The organism is Streptomyces sp. S4.7, from assembly GCF_010384365.1.
GTDB lineage: Bacteria > Actinomycetota > Actinomycetes > Streptomycetales > Streptomycetaceae > Streptomyces.
This window is the reverse complement of the sequence record NZ_CP048397.1, coordinates 3,907,863-3,922,749: the sequence shown is the minus strand read 5'-3', so window position 1 is coordinate 3,922,749 and position 14,887 is coordinate 3,907,863. Positions and strand designations below refer to the sequence as shown.

Annotated in this window: 11 protein-coding genes and 2 pseudogenes; 5 read left to right on the top strand and 8 right to left on the bottom strand. The window is 70.4% G+C overall.

Annotated features, from left to right (window positions below; genetic code table 11):
- Positions 1-208: 208 nt before the first annotated feature.
- On the bottom strand, positions 209-337 hold the full coding sequence (locus SSPS47_RS35990; RefSeq protein WP_275405154.1) for a hypothetical protein: 129 nt from the start codon (positions 335-337) through the stop codon (positions 209-211).
- Between the two features lie 237 nt (positions 338-574).
- On the opposite strand from SSPS47_RS35990, the gene SSPS47_RS17420 reads away from it, so the two are divergent.
- The 3 genes from SSPS47_RS17420 (at position 575) to SSPS47_RS17410 (ending at position 3,473) form a co-directional block, all read left to right on the top strand.
- Positions 575-1,030 (top strand): hypothetical protein, encoded by a 456-nt coding sequence (locus SSPS47_RS17420; protein ID WP_164251905.1) that lies wholly within the window; start codon positions 575-577, stop codon positions 1,028-1,030.
- A 9-nt stretch (positions 1,031-1,039) separates the two neighbouring features.
- The gene (locus SSPS47_RS17415) at positions 1,040-2,818 is read left to right on the top strand and encodes an alpha/beta hydrolase (protein WP_164251904.1); all 1,779 of its coding nucleotides are present in this window, start codon (positions 1,040-1,042) and stop codon (positions 2,816-2,818) included.
- Between the two features lie 172 nt (positions 2,819-2,990).
- Positions 2,991-3,473: a hypothetical protein gene (locus SSPS47_RS17410; RefSeq protein ID WP_239064941.1), complete on the top strand. Its 483-nt coding sequence runs from the start codon at positions 2,991-2,993 to the stop codon at positions 3,471-3,473.
- A gap of 23 nt (positions 3,474-3,496) precedes the next feature.
- Here SSPS47_RS17410 and SSPS47_RS17405 read toward each other — a convergent pair whose 3' ends face one another.
- Together SSPS47_RS17405 and SSPS47_RS17400 are read right to left on the bottom strand one after the other, a co-directional pair.
- Positions 3,497-4,618, bottom strand: coding sequence for an ATP-binding protein (locus SSPS47_RS17405; RefSeq protein ID WP_164251903.1), 1,122 nt, complete (start codon positions 4,616-4,618; stop codon positions 3,497-3,499).
- Positions 4,615-5,274: a response regulator transcription factor gene (locus SSPS47_RS17400; RefSeq protein ID WP_147873341.1), complete on the bottom strand. Its 660-nt coding sequence runs from the start codon at positions 5,272-5,274 to the stop codon at positions 4,615-4,617. The genes SSPS47_RS17405 and SSPS47_RS17400 overlap by 4 nt, the downstream gene beginning before the upstream one ends.
- Before the next feature lie 156 nt (positions 5,275-5,430).
- Between SSPS47_RS17400 and metG the strand changes: the two genes are divergently transcribed.
- Positions 5,431-7,044, top strand: coding sequence for a methionine--tRNA ligase (gene metG / locus SSPS47_RS17395; RefSeq protein WP_164251902.1), 1,614 nt, complete (start codon positions 5,431-5,433; stop codon positions 7,042-7,044).
- Between the two features lie 223 nt (positions 7,045-7,267).
- Here the strand turns inward: metG and SSPS47_RS17390 are convergent, their stop codons facing one another.
- The 3 genes and pseudogenes from SSPS47_RS17390 to aspS form a co-directional block, all read right to left on the bottom strand.
- Entirely contained in the window at positions 7,268-8,092 is an 825-nt protein-coding gene (locus tag SSPS47_RS17390; RefSeq protein ID WP_164251901.1) for a L,D-transpeptidase family protein, read from the bottom strand.
- A 268-nt stretch (positions 8,093-8,360) separates the two neighbouring features.
- Positions 8,361-8,608 (bottom strand): annotated as a pseudogene (locus SSPS47_RS17385) (hypothetical protein); the annotation flags it as partial.
- A gap of 203 nt (positions 8,609-8,811) precedes the next feature.
- A complete protein-coding gene (gene aspS, locus SSPS47_RS17380; protein ID WP_164251900.1) occupies positions 8,812-10,575 on the bottom strand; it encodes an aspartate--tRNA ligase in 1,764 nt (587 codons plus the stop codon).
- Between the two features lie 190 nt (positions 10,576-10,765).
- Here aspS and SSPS47_RS17375 point away from each other — a divergent pair, with 190 nt between their 5' ends.
- A complete protein-coding gene (locus SSPS47_RS17375) occupies positions 10,766-12,943 on the top strand; it encodes a SpoIIE family protein phosphatase (protein WP_164251899.1) in 2,178 nt (725 codons plus the stop codon).
- Between the two features lie 174 nt (positions 12,944-13,117).
- Here the strand turns inward: SSPS47_RS17375 and SSPS47_RS17370 are convergent.
- Positions 13,118-13,582: pseudogene (locus SSPS47_RS17370) on the bottom strand (AI-2E family transporter); the annotation flags it as partial.
- A gap of 244 nt (positions 13,583-13,826) precedes the next feature.
- Positions 13,827-14,780, bottom strand: a complete 954-nt coding sequence (locus tag SSPS47_RS17365; protein WP_164251898.1) for a pirin family protein — start codon at positions 14,778-14,780, stop codon at positions 13,827-13,829.
- Positions 14,781-14,887: the final 107 nt, after the last annotated feature.

Genomic DNA, 14,887 nt, shown 5'->3' with positions numbered 1-14,887 from the left:
CACCCGTCAGCCACCGGCTGTCCACAAACGCGGCCGTCCAGGGGGCCCGCGGGACACCCGTCCACCCGCCCGAACCGCTGGTGCCGCCCGTGATCACGGACCGACCCTAACCACCGGATCGCGGCGATCGACCGGACGTGCGAAGCGGTTGAGCTGCCGTGACAAAGTCAGGAATCGGTACCACGGCGGTTGCCCTGCTCCGTCCGGGTCAGTAGAGGGGACGCACCCGGCGGCTCCACCGCTCCCGCGCCTCGTTACCGGCGTCGCGCCAGGCGTGCTGGGCGAGTTGGTCGCGGTCCTGGACCGTCGCGTCGGCCCGGATCCCGACCTTGCTCATGGGTGCTGTCCAGCAGGGCCGCGCGGACCCGAGCGGCGAATTCCACGGGCTGGACACCGGCTTCCCCGCTCGCGCCGGACGCCGCGCGTCCCGGCCACCGATCCGCACTTCCACGAGGGCGCCGGTCCTGTTGACTTCAGCCTTCGGAACCGTAGATCGTTGCGGCTCGGCCGGGTTCGCCCGCGGGTCCGGACACCCAACTGAGCCACGGGACAACGGGAAACGGGGGTTTCACGCATGACGTGGGACGAGTGGGAAGGGCTCAAGGCCGAGGCGGCGCAAGGCCGTTCCACCCGGATGCGCCTCAATCAGCGGCCGGCCGATCAGGGCGGTGGCGGCGGACCGTCGGAGGATCTGAGGTCCGACAAGAAGGCCTGGGTCACGGCCGGCGAGGGCGTCACGGGTCTGAAGGCCGACATCGGCAAGGCGCTGACCGCGCTGGAGAACGGACAGGCCGGGCTCGGTGACACCACCGGATGCCGGAGCGCCGCCGCGCAGAAGGAGTTGTACGACTCCTGGAAGAAGTACATCGGCGACGTGAGCGGCCGCTGCGGTGAACTCGGCGGGCTGCTGGAGAAGTCGGGCCACGACCTCGCGAAGTCCGACCAGTCCGTCCTGACGGACCTGGACCGGCTCAAGGTGAAGTACGCGGACACCGAGGCCGTGGGCGGCCGGGCCCCGAAGGAGCAGTGATCCTCCGTCATGGATCTCGCGACGCTGAAGGGCTTCCGGCCGACGGAGTACGAGGAGGCCGCCGACGGCTACCGGACGACCGGTGACATGGCCGGTGCGGCCAAGGACACGATCAACAACCGGATCAGCGCGGGGATGACCGGCCGGCTGAGGGGCGAGGCCGCGGCGGCCGCTCTGCGGGAGCTGCGGAGCCTGGCGAAGAACTTTCACTACGCGCAGACCGAGTGCGGCCTGGTGAGCACCGCCCTCAACGGCTTCGCCTTCGACATCGCGGCGGCCAAACGGAAGCTGGACGCGGCGATCGAGGACGCCCGCGCCGACAACTGCACCGTGCGGCAGGACGGTTCGGTCGACTACCCCGCCGGAAAGAGGCCCGGTGAGGAGAAGAACGAGCCGGGCGGCACGGTGTCCGGGAGCGCCGGGGGCAGCCCGACGTCCGACGCCCAGCAGCGCCGGGCCGCGGGCATCCACCCGAACCCGTACTACGGCAGGGCGATGGCGTACGCGAACCGGATAGCCGACGCGCTGAGGGAGGCCACCGACGCGGACGCGAAGTGGGCGCCGAAACTGCGCGCGCTGAAGGCCGACGACGACCTGACCGTCTCCAAGGCGGACTGGGCCGACGCGCAGTCGGACATGGGCGGCGTCGGCGAGGCGGGCAGGGGATATCTCGACTCGCTGCCGCAGGCCCCGGCGGACGGCACCCCGGCGGCGAACGCCGAGTGGTGGAAGAAGCTGAGCCCCGAGGAGCAGGCGGCGTGGCTCGCGCTCCGGCCGGAGACGGTGGGGGCGCTCGACGGACTGCCCGCCACGGTGCGGGACGAGGCGAACCGGGTGGTCCTGGAGGAGAAGCAGGGGCAGCTCCGGATGGAGCTGGACTCCATGCCGAAACCGCCCGCCAACGAGTGGACGTGGATCACCGCGGGCGGCTACCCCTCGAAGGTGCACACCGACGAGTGGATGGCGTGGCACAACAAGTACGGGGACCGGTACGAGCAGCTCAACAAGTCCCTCAAGGGCATGGGGAGCATCCAGGACCGCTTCGACAGGACCGGGGAGAGGGGTCTGCCCGAGGCGTACCTGCTCGGATTCAGCCCGGAGGGCAACGGCCGGGCGATCGTGGCCAACGGCAATCCGGACACGGCCGACCACCAGGCCGTCCATGTGCCGGGTACGACGTCGAACCTGGGAAGCATCGGCGGTGACATCGGCCGGATGGAGAATGTGTGGCGGGTGGCCTCCGGTGCCGAGAACGGCTCGGTCTCCACGATCACCTGGCTCGGGTACGACGCCCCGCAGGACATCGTCAAGGACTCGCCGTTCAGCCACTACGCGAACGACGGCGCCCCGGCCTACAACCGCTTCCTCGACGGCCTCGACGCGTCGCGTACGGTCGATTCGGACCCGCACCGCACGGCGATCGGCCACTCGTACGGTACGACCCTCATCGGTTCCGCGGCCCGGCAGGGTGATCTGAACGTGGACGACGTGATCTTCGCGGGCAGCCCCGGCGTACAGGTGAGCAACGCCGATCAGATGGACGTCCCGAAGGGCCACGTCTGGAACCAGGAGGCGGAAGGCGATGTCGTCCCGGACATCGGACGGTTCGGGCACGGGGGGAGCGACTGGAACGGGCTCTTCACGATTCCCAGCGACGAGCGGTTCGGGGCCAACCAGCTGCGGACGGACACCGAAGGCCACAGCGACTACTGGAAAGAGGGCACCGACAGCCTGCGGAACCAGGGGCTGGTGGTGGCGGGCAAGGGCGACAACGCCGAACTCAAGTAGCCGCCGCCCTTTCGGCCACGCGGAGGAGAGATGACCACGCACAGCGGCCCGTGCGAGTCTGGCGACCGGCCCGTGTCCTGTTCCGACCAACCGAGGCTCCGACTTGAAGATCAAGCTGGGCGCGTCCGCGCTCCTGATGTCCCTCGCCCTCACGACCCTCACTGGATGCGGCATGACCGACAGCAAAGACTCCGGGAACTCCGAGAACTCCGGCGACCTGCCGGACGCGGGCACCAGCAACACGCAGGACGCAGCCGACGAGGCGGAGCGGGTGTCCAGCGAGCTGTACGACCTGATCGGCGTCAAGGGAGAGGCGTCCGACACCGGGCCGGGCGTCTCGCAGTGCGGCGACAAGGACCCGGAGAAGTACTTCCGGATCTTTCACGCGTGGACCTTCACCCCGGCATCGGCCGACCGACTGGACGGTGTGATGGAACGGCTCAGGACGGAACTGCCCGAGCGGGGCTGGAAGGTCGTCGAGTACGGGCCGGACACCAGCAAGAACAAGAACCTCAGCCTCACGGCCGACAACGACGAGAAGAAGTACAGCGTCAAGATCGCGCACTTCGCGAAGGACGAATCGCCGAATCTCAACCTGATGGTCGTCTCCGGCTGCTACCGGGTGCCGGACGGCGAGACGGTCGACCGTTTCTGAAGCCCGTCGCCTCCGCGCCTCCGTCAGCGCCCCGTCGACACCGGCAGCTCCACCCGCACCGACAGCCCCCCGTCCGCGCCGCCCGGCTCCGCCGTCACCGTGCCGCCGTGGGCCGTCACGATCGAGCGGACGATCGAGAGGCCGAGACCCGCTCCCGGCCCCATCCGGTCACGGCCCTCGCCACGGCGGAACGGCTCGAAGAAGGCCGCTGTCTCCTCCGGGGAGATGAGCGGGCCGTTGTTCCGCACGGTCACCGCCGTCCCCGACACCGAGACGTCCACCTCGCCCTTCCCGTACGCCTGCGCGTTGGCCAGCAGATTGCCGACCACCCGGTCCAGCAGCGCCCGGTTGCCGCGTACGCCGCCGGGCTCCGACACCGTCACCGTCAGACCGTGCCGCGCCGCCTCCTCCGTCACCAGCTCGCCCCACCGGATCTCCTCCTGGTCCTCGACCTGCCGCTCACTGCGCGCCAGGACCAGCAGCCCCTCGATGAGCCGTTCGCTGCGCCGGTTGTTGTCGAGCAGCATCTGCTTCGTACGGGCCAGCTCCTCCGGCGAGTTGGCGCCCGCGAGGCCGACCTGTATCGCCGTGCGCTGCGTGGCCAGCGGCGTACGCAGTTCGTGCGAGGCGTTCGCGATGAAACGGCGCTGGCTGTCGAAGGCCGTCTGGAGCCGGCCCAGCAGCTCGTCGAGGGTGTCGCCCAGCTCCTTCAGCTCGTCGTCCGGGCCGGTGGTTCCGATCCGCTCGTGGAGGTTGTGCTCCGACAGCAGCCGCGCCTTCGCCGTCATGGCGTGGACGGGCCGCAGCACGCGCCCCGCCGTCCACCAGCCGACGCCGACCGCGCACAGAGCGGTCACCACCAGCGCGCCCACGGACCAGAACATCAGCTCGTCCGACGCGGCGTCGCTGACGTTGTCCGTGAGCTGGTAGACCGTGACGGGCGCGAGCTGCCCCTCTTCGTTCAGGAAGTAGCCGTTGCCCGACGACGGCGGGTGCGCCGGGACGACGCGGCCCGCGATCTCGGCGGCCTCCGTCTGCGTACCGGCGCTGGACAGCAGGTAGACGACGGTGAGCAGACACCCGCCGAGGACGAGGAAGACCGCGCCGTAGACGAGGGCGATCCGCTTTCTGATCGCTCCTGTCACAGCACGTAACCTCCTCCGTCCACATCCACCGTGCGGATCAGCGCCGGATCGCCCAGCTTCTCGCCGAGCTGCCCCACACAGACGCGTACGACACCCGAGAACGGGTCCGCCTGCGCGTCCCACGCCCGCTCCAGCAGCTGCTGGGCGGTCACCGCCTTGCCGTCCGCCTCCAGCAGGATCTGGAGGACGGTCAGCTCCTTCACCGAGAGGTCGAGGGCCAGTCCGTCACGGACCGCCGTACGGCCCACGGTGTCGAGCCGTACGCCGCGGCGCTCCAGCGTCGGCGGTAACGCACGGGCGCTGCGCCGCCGCAGCGCCCGCACCCGCGAGACCAGCTCCGGGAACTCGAAGGGCTTGCCGAGGTAGTCGTCCGCGCCCAGATCGAGCCCCTTGACGCGCTCCTCCATGGAGGTCGACGCCGTCAGCATCAGGATGCGGGTGCGGGACTCCTCCGCGACGAGCCTGCGCGCGACGTCGTCGCCGTGGACGCGGGGAAGGTCGCGGTCGAGGACGACCACGTCGTAGTCGTGCAGTCCCAAATAGGCCAGGGCGGCGTCTCCGCTGTAGACGGTGTCGACGGCGAAACCGGCCCGCCGCAGCCCCGTCGCGATCAGCTCGGCCAGGATTTCCTCGTCCTCGGCGACCAGCACCCGCATGATGATCCTTCCGCCCGGCCCACCGATCTGTTTCGGCTCTCCTTCTTAAGATGCGTTTGACGGGGTCATAGGTTGTGCCGAATCCACACTCTTCAAGCACAATCTCAGGTTTAACCGAGGTGAAGGGACGTGCGCCGGGCCGTTAGGATTTCGACCATGGCCGCCACTGGATCCGAAGAGCAGGGTGGGCGGGCGTACTACGTCACCACCCCCATTTACTACGTCAACGACGCTCCTCACCTGGGCCACGCCTACACGACCGTCGCAGGCGACGTCCTCACCCGCTGGCACCGCCAGCGGGGCGAGAAGGTGTGGTACCTCACCGGCACGGACGAGCACGGTCAGAAGATCATGCGCACGGCCGAGGCGAACGGTGTCACCCCGCAGGAGTGGGCGGACAAGCTCGTCGACGAGGCGTGGCGGCCTCTGTGGGACCACCTGAACATCCGGAACGACGATTTCATCCGCACGACGGAGAAGCGGCACACCGACCGCGTCCAGGAGTTCGTGCAGGACCTGTTCGACAAGGACGAGATCTACAAGGGCGGCTATGAGGGCCCGTACTGCGTGGGCTGCGAGGAGTACAAGCTCCCGGGCGAACTGCTCGACGGCGAAGGTGAGTTCGCGGGTCTGAAGATCTGCGCCATCCACAAGACGCCGGTGGAGATCCTCAAGGAGGAGAACTACTTCTTCAAGCTCAGCGAGTACGGCCCCAAGCTCCTCGCGCACTACGAGGCCAACCCCGGCTTCATCCAGCCGGAGTCGGCGCGCAACGAGGTCGTGAACTTCGTCAAGCAGGGCCTCCAGGACCTGTCCATCTCCCGGTCGACGTTCGACTGGGGCGTGCCGGTGCCGTGGGACGAGAAGCACGTGATCTACGTGTGGATCGACGCGCTCCTGAACTACGCGACGGCCGTCGGCTACAACGAGAACCCGGCGAAGTTCGAGGAGACCTTCCCCGCCGACGTACACCTCGTCGGCAAGGACATCCTGCGCTTCCACGCGATCATCTGGCCCGCGATGCTGCTGGCGCAGGGGCTGCCGCTGCCCGGGAAGATCGCCGCGAACGGGTGGCTGATGGTCGGCGGCGAGAAGATGTCCAAGTCGAACCTGACCGGCATCAAGCCGCAGGACCTGACCTCGCACTTCGGTGTGGACGCGTACCGCTGGTACTTCCTGCGGGCGATCGCGTTCGGGCAGGACGGCTCGTTCTCCTGGGAGGACTTCTCCGCCCGGTACACCTCCGAGCTGGCCAACGACTACGGCAACCTCGCCTCGCGCGTCGCGGCGATGGTCGGCAAGTACTACGGCGGCACGCTGCCGGAGACCACGTCGGGCGGGGTCGCCGAGCAGGCCGTACGCGACGGGCTGGCGAAGGCGGTCACCGAGGCCGACCGGAAGATCGGCGAGGAGCTGGACTTCCAGGGCGGGATCCTGGCGATCTTCGACTTCGTGAAGCAGGTCAACGGCTACATCACGGAGCAGGAGCCCTGGAAGGTCGCGAAGGACACGTCCCCGGACGGCCAGGCGGCACTCGCGACGATCCTGTACACGGCGGCGGAGGCGCTGCGCGGGGTGGCCGTGCTGCTGAACCCGGTGATGCCGGAGACGTCACAGAAGCTGTGGGATTCCCTGGGCGCGGACGCCGCGCTGGGCGCGCTCGCGGACCAGCGCGTCCAGGACGCGGGCACCTGGGGCCTGCTCCCGGCGGGCACGACGGTCACGAAGGGCGCGGTGCTCTTCCCGCGCCTGGAGGAGAAGTCGGCGTAAGCCTTTTCGGCGGGGGGCGTTGCCCGTCACCCGACGTTGCGCGGCCTGCGCCGTGTCCTCAATCGCCGGGCATTTCAAGCCCGTCCGGCGATTGAGGACACGGCCCGACCCGGCGCAATCCCCTCCAACCCGGCGGGCAAATCAAGCCCGTCCGGCGATTGAGGACAGCCGCCCACCGGGCGGGCCGGTCGTCGCGGGCCGGTCGTCGCGGGCCGGTCGTCGCCTACCGCCCCAGCGAGGACACGTCACCCATCACCACCTGCGGCACCTTCCCCGGGTCCAGCCACCGCAGCAGCTCCTTCATACGACCCATCGGCACCGAGACACAGCCCTGCGTCGGCCCCCCGTGATCCACGTGGATCCAGATGCCGCCGCCCTTCCCCGCGCCCAGCGGACGCGTCCAGTCCAGCGGGGTGGTGCCCGGCCGGCGGTTGTAGTTGATGGCGACCACGTGGTCGAAGGACCCCGCGAGCGGCTCGCCCTCGAAGCCGACGCCGTCGACCGTGAAGGCCGGCCCCCGGTCGTACGGAAGCCTCGTCCCCGGATCCGGCAGCCGCCCACCCGCGTCCGTCAGGCCGAAGACGCCGATCGGGCTCCGCAGGTCACCCTGCCGGTGGTCGTCGGTCCAGCCCTTCAGGGCGTTGTGCGCCGGCCACGGGTCCGACACCGACCGCCACCCCTCCACCGGGTCACGCTCGTAGAGAACCAGCATGGCGCGGTTGGAGTCCGGCGCGTCCCCGGTCACCACGACGGCCTGGCGGCTGTCCTCCGGGATCCGCGACCGGGTCTTCGGGCCGAGCGACGGAATCTCCCTCGGCCGCACGACGCGCGCCTCGGTCTGCTCCTCCGCCGCCGGACCCGGTACCGCCCGGCCCCGACCACCGCCCGTACCCTCGCCGCCCCCGTTCCCGCCCTTGCCGTTCACCGCCTGCGGGACGGACGATCCGCCTTCTCCCCCGAACCCGCCCGCGCAGCCGCCGAGCAGCAGACCGGCGGCGAGCAGAAGAGCGGCCACCCCGTGCGGCCTCGGCCCTGAGCGGTAAGACATGTAAGACCTTTCAGTTCGCATGGGCCGGCGGCGCCTTGCTCGGCTCCCGGTTCGCCCCGGAGGCGGGATACTGCGCACCGGCGATCATGGCGCGTACGTCGTCGAGGATCGGGGAACCGGCGCCCGTTCCGGCGACACGGACACCGACTTGGATGCCCACGTCCTCGCCGGGGTCGGGTCCGGCCAGCAGGGCGCCGTACTCCTCGGTGCCCTTGGGCTTGTCGCAGAGCGGTGACGGCTCGTCCAGCGCGTACAACTCCGCCGGGTCCGGCACCTCGCCGCGCCGGCGTCTGCGGACCAGCGTCTGCGCCACCACGAGGCGTGCGTGTGGACCAGCGCCTTGCGTACGTACGCCTCCGGCCGCTCCCCCGAGATCCGGTGCCACTTGGGCCACACCTCGGCCAGGTGCGCGTCGCCCGTCAACAGCCGGGCCACCCGGAGCAGTCGGAGCCCACGGGCGGCGACGAACGCCTCGAAGCCGCCGTCGCGATCCGGGTCGCGGTCGCCGGGGTCCATCGTCTCGTCGCCCTCGCCAATCCGTTCGGTCGTCCACGACCGGTCAACGCGCCGGGAACCTCGTCAGGTTGCCCGATGGCGGGAAGACGCCACGAAGACACGGTGAAGGGCCCGGAACCATACGGCTCCGGGCCCCGAACAAATCAAGCCCGTCGGGCAGGTCGGGCCGGTCCGGCGATCGCCGGACCGGCCCGACCCCGCTCCTACTTCGTGACCGGCTTGCGGAGCTGGATGTTCAGCTCCCGCAGCCGCGTCTCGTCCAGCTCGCTCGGCGCGCCCATCATCAGGTCCTGCGCGTTGCCGTTGAGCGGGAAGGCGATCGTCTCGCGGATGTTGGGCTCGTCCGCGAGCAGCATCACGATGCGGTCGACGCCCGGCGCGATGCCGCCGTGCGGCGGGGCGCCGAGACGGAACGCGCGCAGCATGCCCGCGAACTCGTGCTCGACGGTCTCGCGGTCGTAGCCCGCGATCTCGAACGCCTTCAGCATGACGTCGGGCTGGTGGTTCCTGATCGCGCCCGACGACAGCTCGATGCCGTTGCAGACGATGTCGTACTGCCACGCCAGGATGTCCAGCGGGTCCTTCGTCTCCAGGTCGTCGAGTCCGCCCTGGGGCATGGAGAACGGGTTGTGCGAGAAGTCGATCCTGCCGGTCTCCTCGTCCTTCTCGTACATCGGGAAGTCGACGACCCAGCAGAACCGGAACACGCCCTCCTCGAAGTGGCCGGCCCGCTTGGCCGCCTCGACGCGGACCGCGCTCATGATCTTCGAGACCTCGCCGAACTCGCCCGCGCCGAAGAAGATCGCGTGGCCGGGGACGAGGGACAGGCGCTCGGTGAGGACCTTGACGTTGTCCTCGGTGAGGAACTTGGCGATCGGGCCGGCCAGCGAGCCGTCCTCGCCGACCCGCACCCAGGCCAGTCCCTTGGCGCCCTGCTCGACCGCGTAGTCACCGAGGCCGTCGAAGAACTTCCGCGACTGGCCGGCCGTGTCCGGCACCGGCAGCGCGCGCACGTGCCTGCCCGCGAACGCCTTGAACTCGGAGCCCTCGAAGACGTCGGAGATGTCGACCAGTTCCAGCTTGGCCCGCAGGTCCGGCTTGTCGTTGCCGTACTTGAGCATCGACTCGCGGAACGGGATGCGCGGGAAGGGGGACGTGACCTCGCGCCCGCCGCCGAACTCGGTGAACAGCTCGGTCATCATCTTCTCGATCGGCCGGAAGACGTCCTCCTGCTCGACGAAGGACATCTCCACGTCGAGCTGGTAGAACTCGCCGGGCGACCGGTCCGCGCGGGCGTCCTCGTCGCGGAAGCAGGGCGCGATCTGGAAGTAGCGGTCGAAGCCGGAGATCATCAGCAGCTGCTTGAACTGCTGCGGGGCCTGCGGCAGCGCGTAGAACTTGCCGGGGTTCAGCCGGGAGGGGACCACGAAGTCGCGGGCGCCCTCGGGGGAGGTGGCCGTCAGGATCGGGGTCGCCATCTCGTTGAAGCCCAGCGTGGTCATCTTGTGCCGGATGGCGGAGATGACGGCCGTGCGCAGCAGGATGTTGCGGTGCATGCGCTCGCGGCGCAGGTCGAGGAAGCGGTATTCGAGCCGCCGCTCCTCGTTGACGCCGTCGTCGGTGTTGATCGTGAACGGCAGCGGTCCGGCGGCGCCGAGCACCTCGACCTCGGTGACCTCGATCTCGATCTCGCCGGTCGGCAGCTCCGGGTTCACGTTGTCCGCGCCACGGGCGGAGACCTTGCCGTCGATACGGACGACGGTCTCCTTGGTGAGCTTCGACAGCTCCTCGTTGGCGGGGGTGCCCGGCCGCGCGACGAGCTGGACGAGACCGTAGTGGTCGCGGAGATCGATGAAGAGGATGCCGCCCAGGTCTCGACGATTGTGCAGCCAGCCGCTCAGCCGGACGTCGGTGGAGACGTCAGAGGCGCGGAGCTCGCCGCAGGTGTGGGACCTGTACCGATGCATCGTCGTTCATCCAGTCTTAGCGTTTCGTGGGTGTGCCTGGCCGTGCTTGGCCCGCACCAGGTTACCGGCAGGGCCGGTACGCCCTGCCCCGTATTTTCCGCGTATTCACGGGGTCCCCGCTCACACCTGCGGCCACCCGCACGCCTCCTTGACCCCGCACTCACCGCCCGTACCTGCCTAAAGTGGTGCAATGCGCACCGAGGATGTACTGGCCGCGATCGCGACCGGTCTGTGGCGCTGGGACAACGCGGCCGGGCTCGTCACCCTCGACGCGGAGGCGGCTCGGCTGTTCGGGCTGCCCGCTGAGTCCACGGTCCTCAGCGAGGCGGCCATGCGCGCGCGCCTGCATCCGGTCGACTGGAACGAGACCTACGGCATCATCCGCCTCGCGGTCGCCGAGGGGACACTCGCCGAGGCCCACATCCGGGTCGTGGGCGAGGACGGGCAGGTCATCCGTACGATCAGGTCCCGCTCGAAGCCGCTGGCGACCGAGCGGGAGTACGGCGAGGACTACGAGCTGGTCGGCACGGTCCAGGAGATCGTCCACCCACACGCGGGCGCGCTGACCGGCCGCAGCCCCGTCGCCGGCGACTGGCGGCGCTCCCGCGAGGCCTTCCTGCTCGACGCCGGCCGGGCGCTCGCGGAGGCGCGGTCCACCGCCGAGGTGCTGCGGGTCGCGGCGTCGCTGTCGATGCCGGGGTTCTCCCCCGACGGGCTCGCCGTCTTCGGCGTCGAGGGCGAGCGGCTGACGGTCATCGGGCACCACGGGCACGGGGACGGCGCGGAGGGGCCCTTCACCGACATGTCCCTGAGCACGGACTATCCGGCGGCGGAGGTCGTACGGACCGGCCGGGCGATCTATCTGGCGACTCCCAAGGAGTACCAGGACCGCTACCCCGCGACCTGGCCGCTCGTGAAGCGGTTCGAACGCCGGTCCTGGGCCTTCGTGCCGCTCGTCGTCGCCGGGCGCACCATGGGCGCCTGGGTGGCGGGCTTCAAACACCCGGTGACGTTCACACCCGACGAGCGGTCCGTGCTGACGACGGTCGCCAGGATGCTCGCGCAGGCGCTGGCGCGCGCGGAGGTCACCGAGACGGAGCGCGAGCTGTCGCTGGGGCTCCAGCGCTCGATGATGCCGACGCTGGGGCCGGCCATCCCCAACATGAGCGTCGCCGCGCGCTACGTGCCGACCGGCGGCGGGCTCCAGGTGGGCGGCGACTGGTACGACATCATCCCGCTGCCCGGCGGCACCAAGGTGGCGCTGGTCATCGGCGACGTCCAGGGGCACGACGTGCGGGCGGCGGGCCTCATGGGGCAGTTGCGGATCGCCCTGCGCGCGTACGCGGCCGAGGGGCACCGGCCCGACGCCGTGCTGTCGCGGGCCTCGCGCTTCCTGCACGGCATGTACGAGTTCTCGACCGCGCAGGGGCCCACGCACCCCGACCAGAGCGACGACGGGGAGGATTCCGACTACACCGTGCCGCGCTTCGCGACGTGCCTGTACATGGAGGTCGACCCGGACTCGGGCACGCTCGACATCGCACGGGCCGGGCACCCGGACCCGGTGATCCGCTCGGCGGACGGCGTGGCCCTCATCCGGCAGACGGCGGGCGGGCTGCCGCTGGGCATCGAGGCGGACTCGGACTACCCGACGACACGGGTGGTCCTGGAGCCCGGCGACACCCTGATGCTCTGCACCGACGGGCTGATCGAGACCGGCGGGCACGACATGCTGAGCGGCTGGGCCCGGCTGCGGCCCGTGCTGGAGAACACCACGGACACCTCGCTGGAGAAGCTCGCCGACGCGCTGGTCGAGGCCGTCCACGGTCCCGGCTCGCACTACACGACGGGCCCGCTCGCCGACCGCCGCGAGGACGACATCGCGCTGCTGCTGCTCTCCCGCCACAGCTCACCGGCCCGGCGGCCCCCGCGCCGTACGGTGCTGACCATCGCCCAGGCCGAACCGGATCAGGTCGCGGACGCGCGTCACCAGCTGCGGGAGCTGCTGCACGACTGGGCGGACGAGGAACAGGTCGACTCGGCGGTGCTGATGCTCTCGGAGATGGCGACGAACGTCCTGGTCCACACGGACGGCGACGCGGTGCTGATCGCGGAGGCGGCGGGGGACCGGGGCAAACGCCGCCTGCGTGTGGAGGTCGCGGACGTGAGCGACGAACTGCCCCACAGACGCCGCCCGGGCGAACTGGCATCGAGCGGCCGCGGCCTGCTGCTGATGGAGATGCTGGCGGACGCGTGGGGGGTGGACCCACGGGGAGAGGGCAAATCGATCTGGTTCGAAATCTACGAACAGAACGACACCCCCCTGCCTTCCCGCCCGGCGGAGAAACTCAGCCCGTCCGGCGATTGACGGCGCACCGGCCGCCCCGGGGGGGCCGTATCAGCCCGTCCGGCGGGCCGATCAAGCCCGGCCGGCGATGGAGGACGAACCCGCCGCCGGCCCGAGCCACTCCGACCCCGCCCGGCCGACAGACCCGGCCCGTCCGGCGATGGAGGACGAACCGGCCGCCGGGGCGGCGCCCGGTCACGGCGCCTCCGCTGCGTACCGGCCCCGGACCTCCGCCGCCACCCCGAACGCCGCCGCCGTCAGCGGCACCGCCAGCAGCATCCCCAGGATCCCCGCCACACTCGCCCCCGCCGTGATCGCCAGCATCACCACCGCCGGATGCATCTGCACCGTACGGCTCTGGATCATCGGCTGAAGCACATGCCCCTCCAGCACCTGTACGGCCAGTACGACCCCCAGCGCCCACAGCGCGATCACCACCCCCCGGTCGGCGAGCGCGACGAGCACCGCCACCGCTCCGGACAGGAACGCGCCGAGGTACGGGATGTACGCCCCCACGAACACCAGCGCACCGAGCCCGACGGCCCCCGGCACGCGCAGGATCAGCAGGCCGACGGTGATGCAGGTCGCGTCGATCAGCGCGATGAACGTCGTGCCGCGCATGAACCCCTCGACCGCCCCGTACGCGCGCCGCGCCATCGCCCGGACGTCACCGCCGGCCCACCCCCGCCGAGCGCGCTCCCGCCGGGTTCGCTCCCCGGCGTGCCCCCGCGCGAGTTCTCCATCCGCCCACCCGACCACGGTGCTCGCGCCGCTGTCCCACGGATGGGGCCGGGTGGGTGCCGGGGTGTCACTCAGAGGTGGTGCGGGGTGGGCGGGACGGCGACCGTCCCACCCACCCCGCCCGGCTCACCTCACCGTGCCCGGCTGACGCCGGTCACTGCGGTTACTCGGTGCCCGCCGGCACCGTGCCCAGCCGGCCGGCCTGGAAGTCCTCGAAGGCCTGCTTCAGCTCGGCGTGGCTGTTCATCACGAACGGCCCGTAGTGCGCCATCGGTTCGCGGATCGGACGGCCGCCGAGGAGGACGACCTCCAGGTCAGGCGTGTTCGAGTCCTGGGACTCGTCCGCGCGGACCGTCAGAGACGACCCCGCGCCGAAGACCGCCGTCTGGCCGGTGTGCACCGGCCGCCGGTCGGTCCCGACGGAGCCGCGTCCCGCCAGGACGTACGCGAGACCGTTGAAGTCCTCGCGCCACGGCAGCGTGACCTCGGCACCCGGCCGCAGCGTCGCGTGGATCATCGTGATCGGCGTGTGCGTGATGCCGGGGCCCTCGTGCCCGTCCAGCGAGCCCGCGATCACCCGCAGCAGCGCGCCTCCGTCGTGCGACGTCAGCAGCTGCACCTGGCCGCCGCGGATGTCCTGGTAGCGCGGGTCCATCATCTTGTCGGCCGCCGGCAGGTTCACCCAGAGCTGGAGGCCGTGGAAGAGACCGCCCGACGTGACGAGCGACTCCGGCGGCGCCTCGATGTGCAGCAGGCCGGAGCCCGCCGTCATCCACTGCGTGTCACCGTTGCGGATCGTCCCGCCGCCACCGTTGCTGTCCTGGTGGATGAAGGTGCCGTCGATCAGGTACGTCACGGTCTCGAAGCCGCGGTGCGGGTGCCAGGGCGTGCCCTTCGGCTCTCCCGGCGCGTACTCCACCTCACCCATCTGGTCCATCATGATGAACGGGTCGAGGTGCTGGTAGTTGATCCCCGCGAACGCCCGGCGCACCGGGAATCCCTCGCCCTCGAAACCACCCGGCGCGGTGGACACGGCGAGCACGGGACGGGCGACGGCGTCGGCGGCCGCCGTGACGCGGGGAAGGGTCAGCGGGTTTTCGACGGTCACAGCGGGCATCGGGGGCCTCCTTGGCTTTGGGCTCAATTTAGTTGAACAGTAAACATCTGGCAAGTCCGGAGTTATTTCCTCAACGCTCTGTAGTCACCCCCGGCCGCCGTATCCAG

Coding starts and splice junctions, on each gene's coding strand:
- SSPS47_RS35990 (WP_275405154.1), bottom strand. CDS start 337: ATGAGCAAGGTCGGGATCCGGGCCGACGCGACGGTCCAGGACCGCGAC.
- SSPS47_RS17420 (WP_164251905.1), top strand. CDS start 575: ATGACGTGGGACGAGTGGGAAGGGCTCAAGGCCGAGGCGGCGCAAGGC.
- SSPS47_RS17415 (WP_164251904.1), top strand. CDS start 1,040: ATGGATCTCGCGACGCTGAAGGGCTTCCGGCCGACGGAGTACGAGGAG.
- SSPS47_RS17410 (WP_239064941.1), top strand. CDS start 2,991: ATGACCGACAGCAAAGACTCCGGGAACTCCGAGAACTCCGGCGACCTG.
- SSPS47_RS17400 (WP_147873341.1), bottom strand. CDS start 5,274: ATGCGGGTGCTGGTCGCCGAGGACGAGGAAATCCTGGCCGAGCTGATC.
- metG (WP_164251902.1), top strand. CDS start 5,431: ATGGCCGCCACTGGATCCGAAGAGCAGGGTGGGCGGGCGTACTACGTC.
- SSPS47_RS17390 (WP_164251901.1), bottom strand. CDS start 8,092: ATGTCTTACCGCTCAGGGCCGAGGCCGCACGGGGTGGCCGCTCTTCTG.
- aspS (WP_164251900.1), bottom strand. CDS start 10,575: ATGCATCGGTACAGGTCCCACACCTGCGGCGAGCTCCGCGCCTCTGAC.
- SSPS47_RS17375 (WP_164251899.1), top strand. CDS start 10,766: ATGCGCACCGAGGATGTACTGGCCGCGATCGCGACCGGTCTGTGGCGC.
- SSPS47_RS17365 (WP_164251898.1), bottom strand. CDS start 14,780: ATGCCCGCTGTGACCGTCGAAAACCCGCTGACCCTTCCCCGCGTCACG.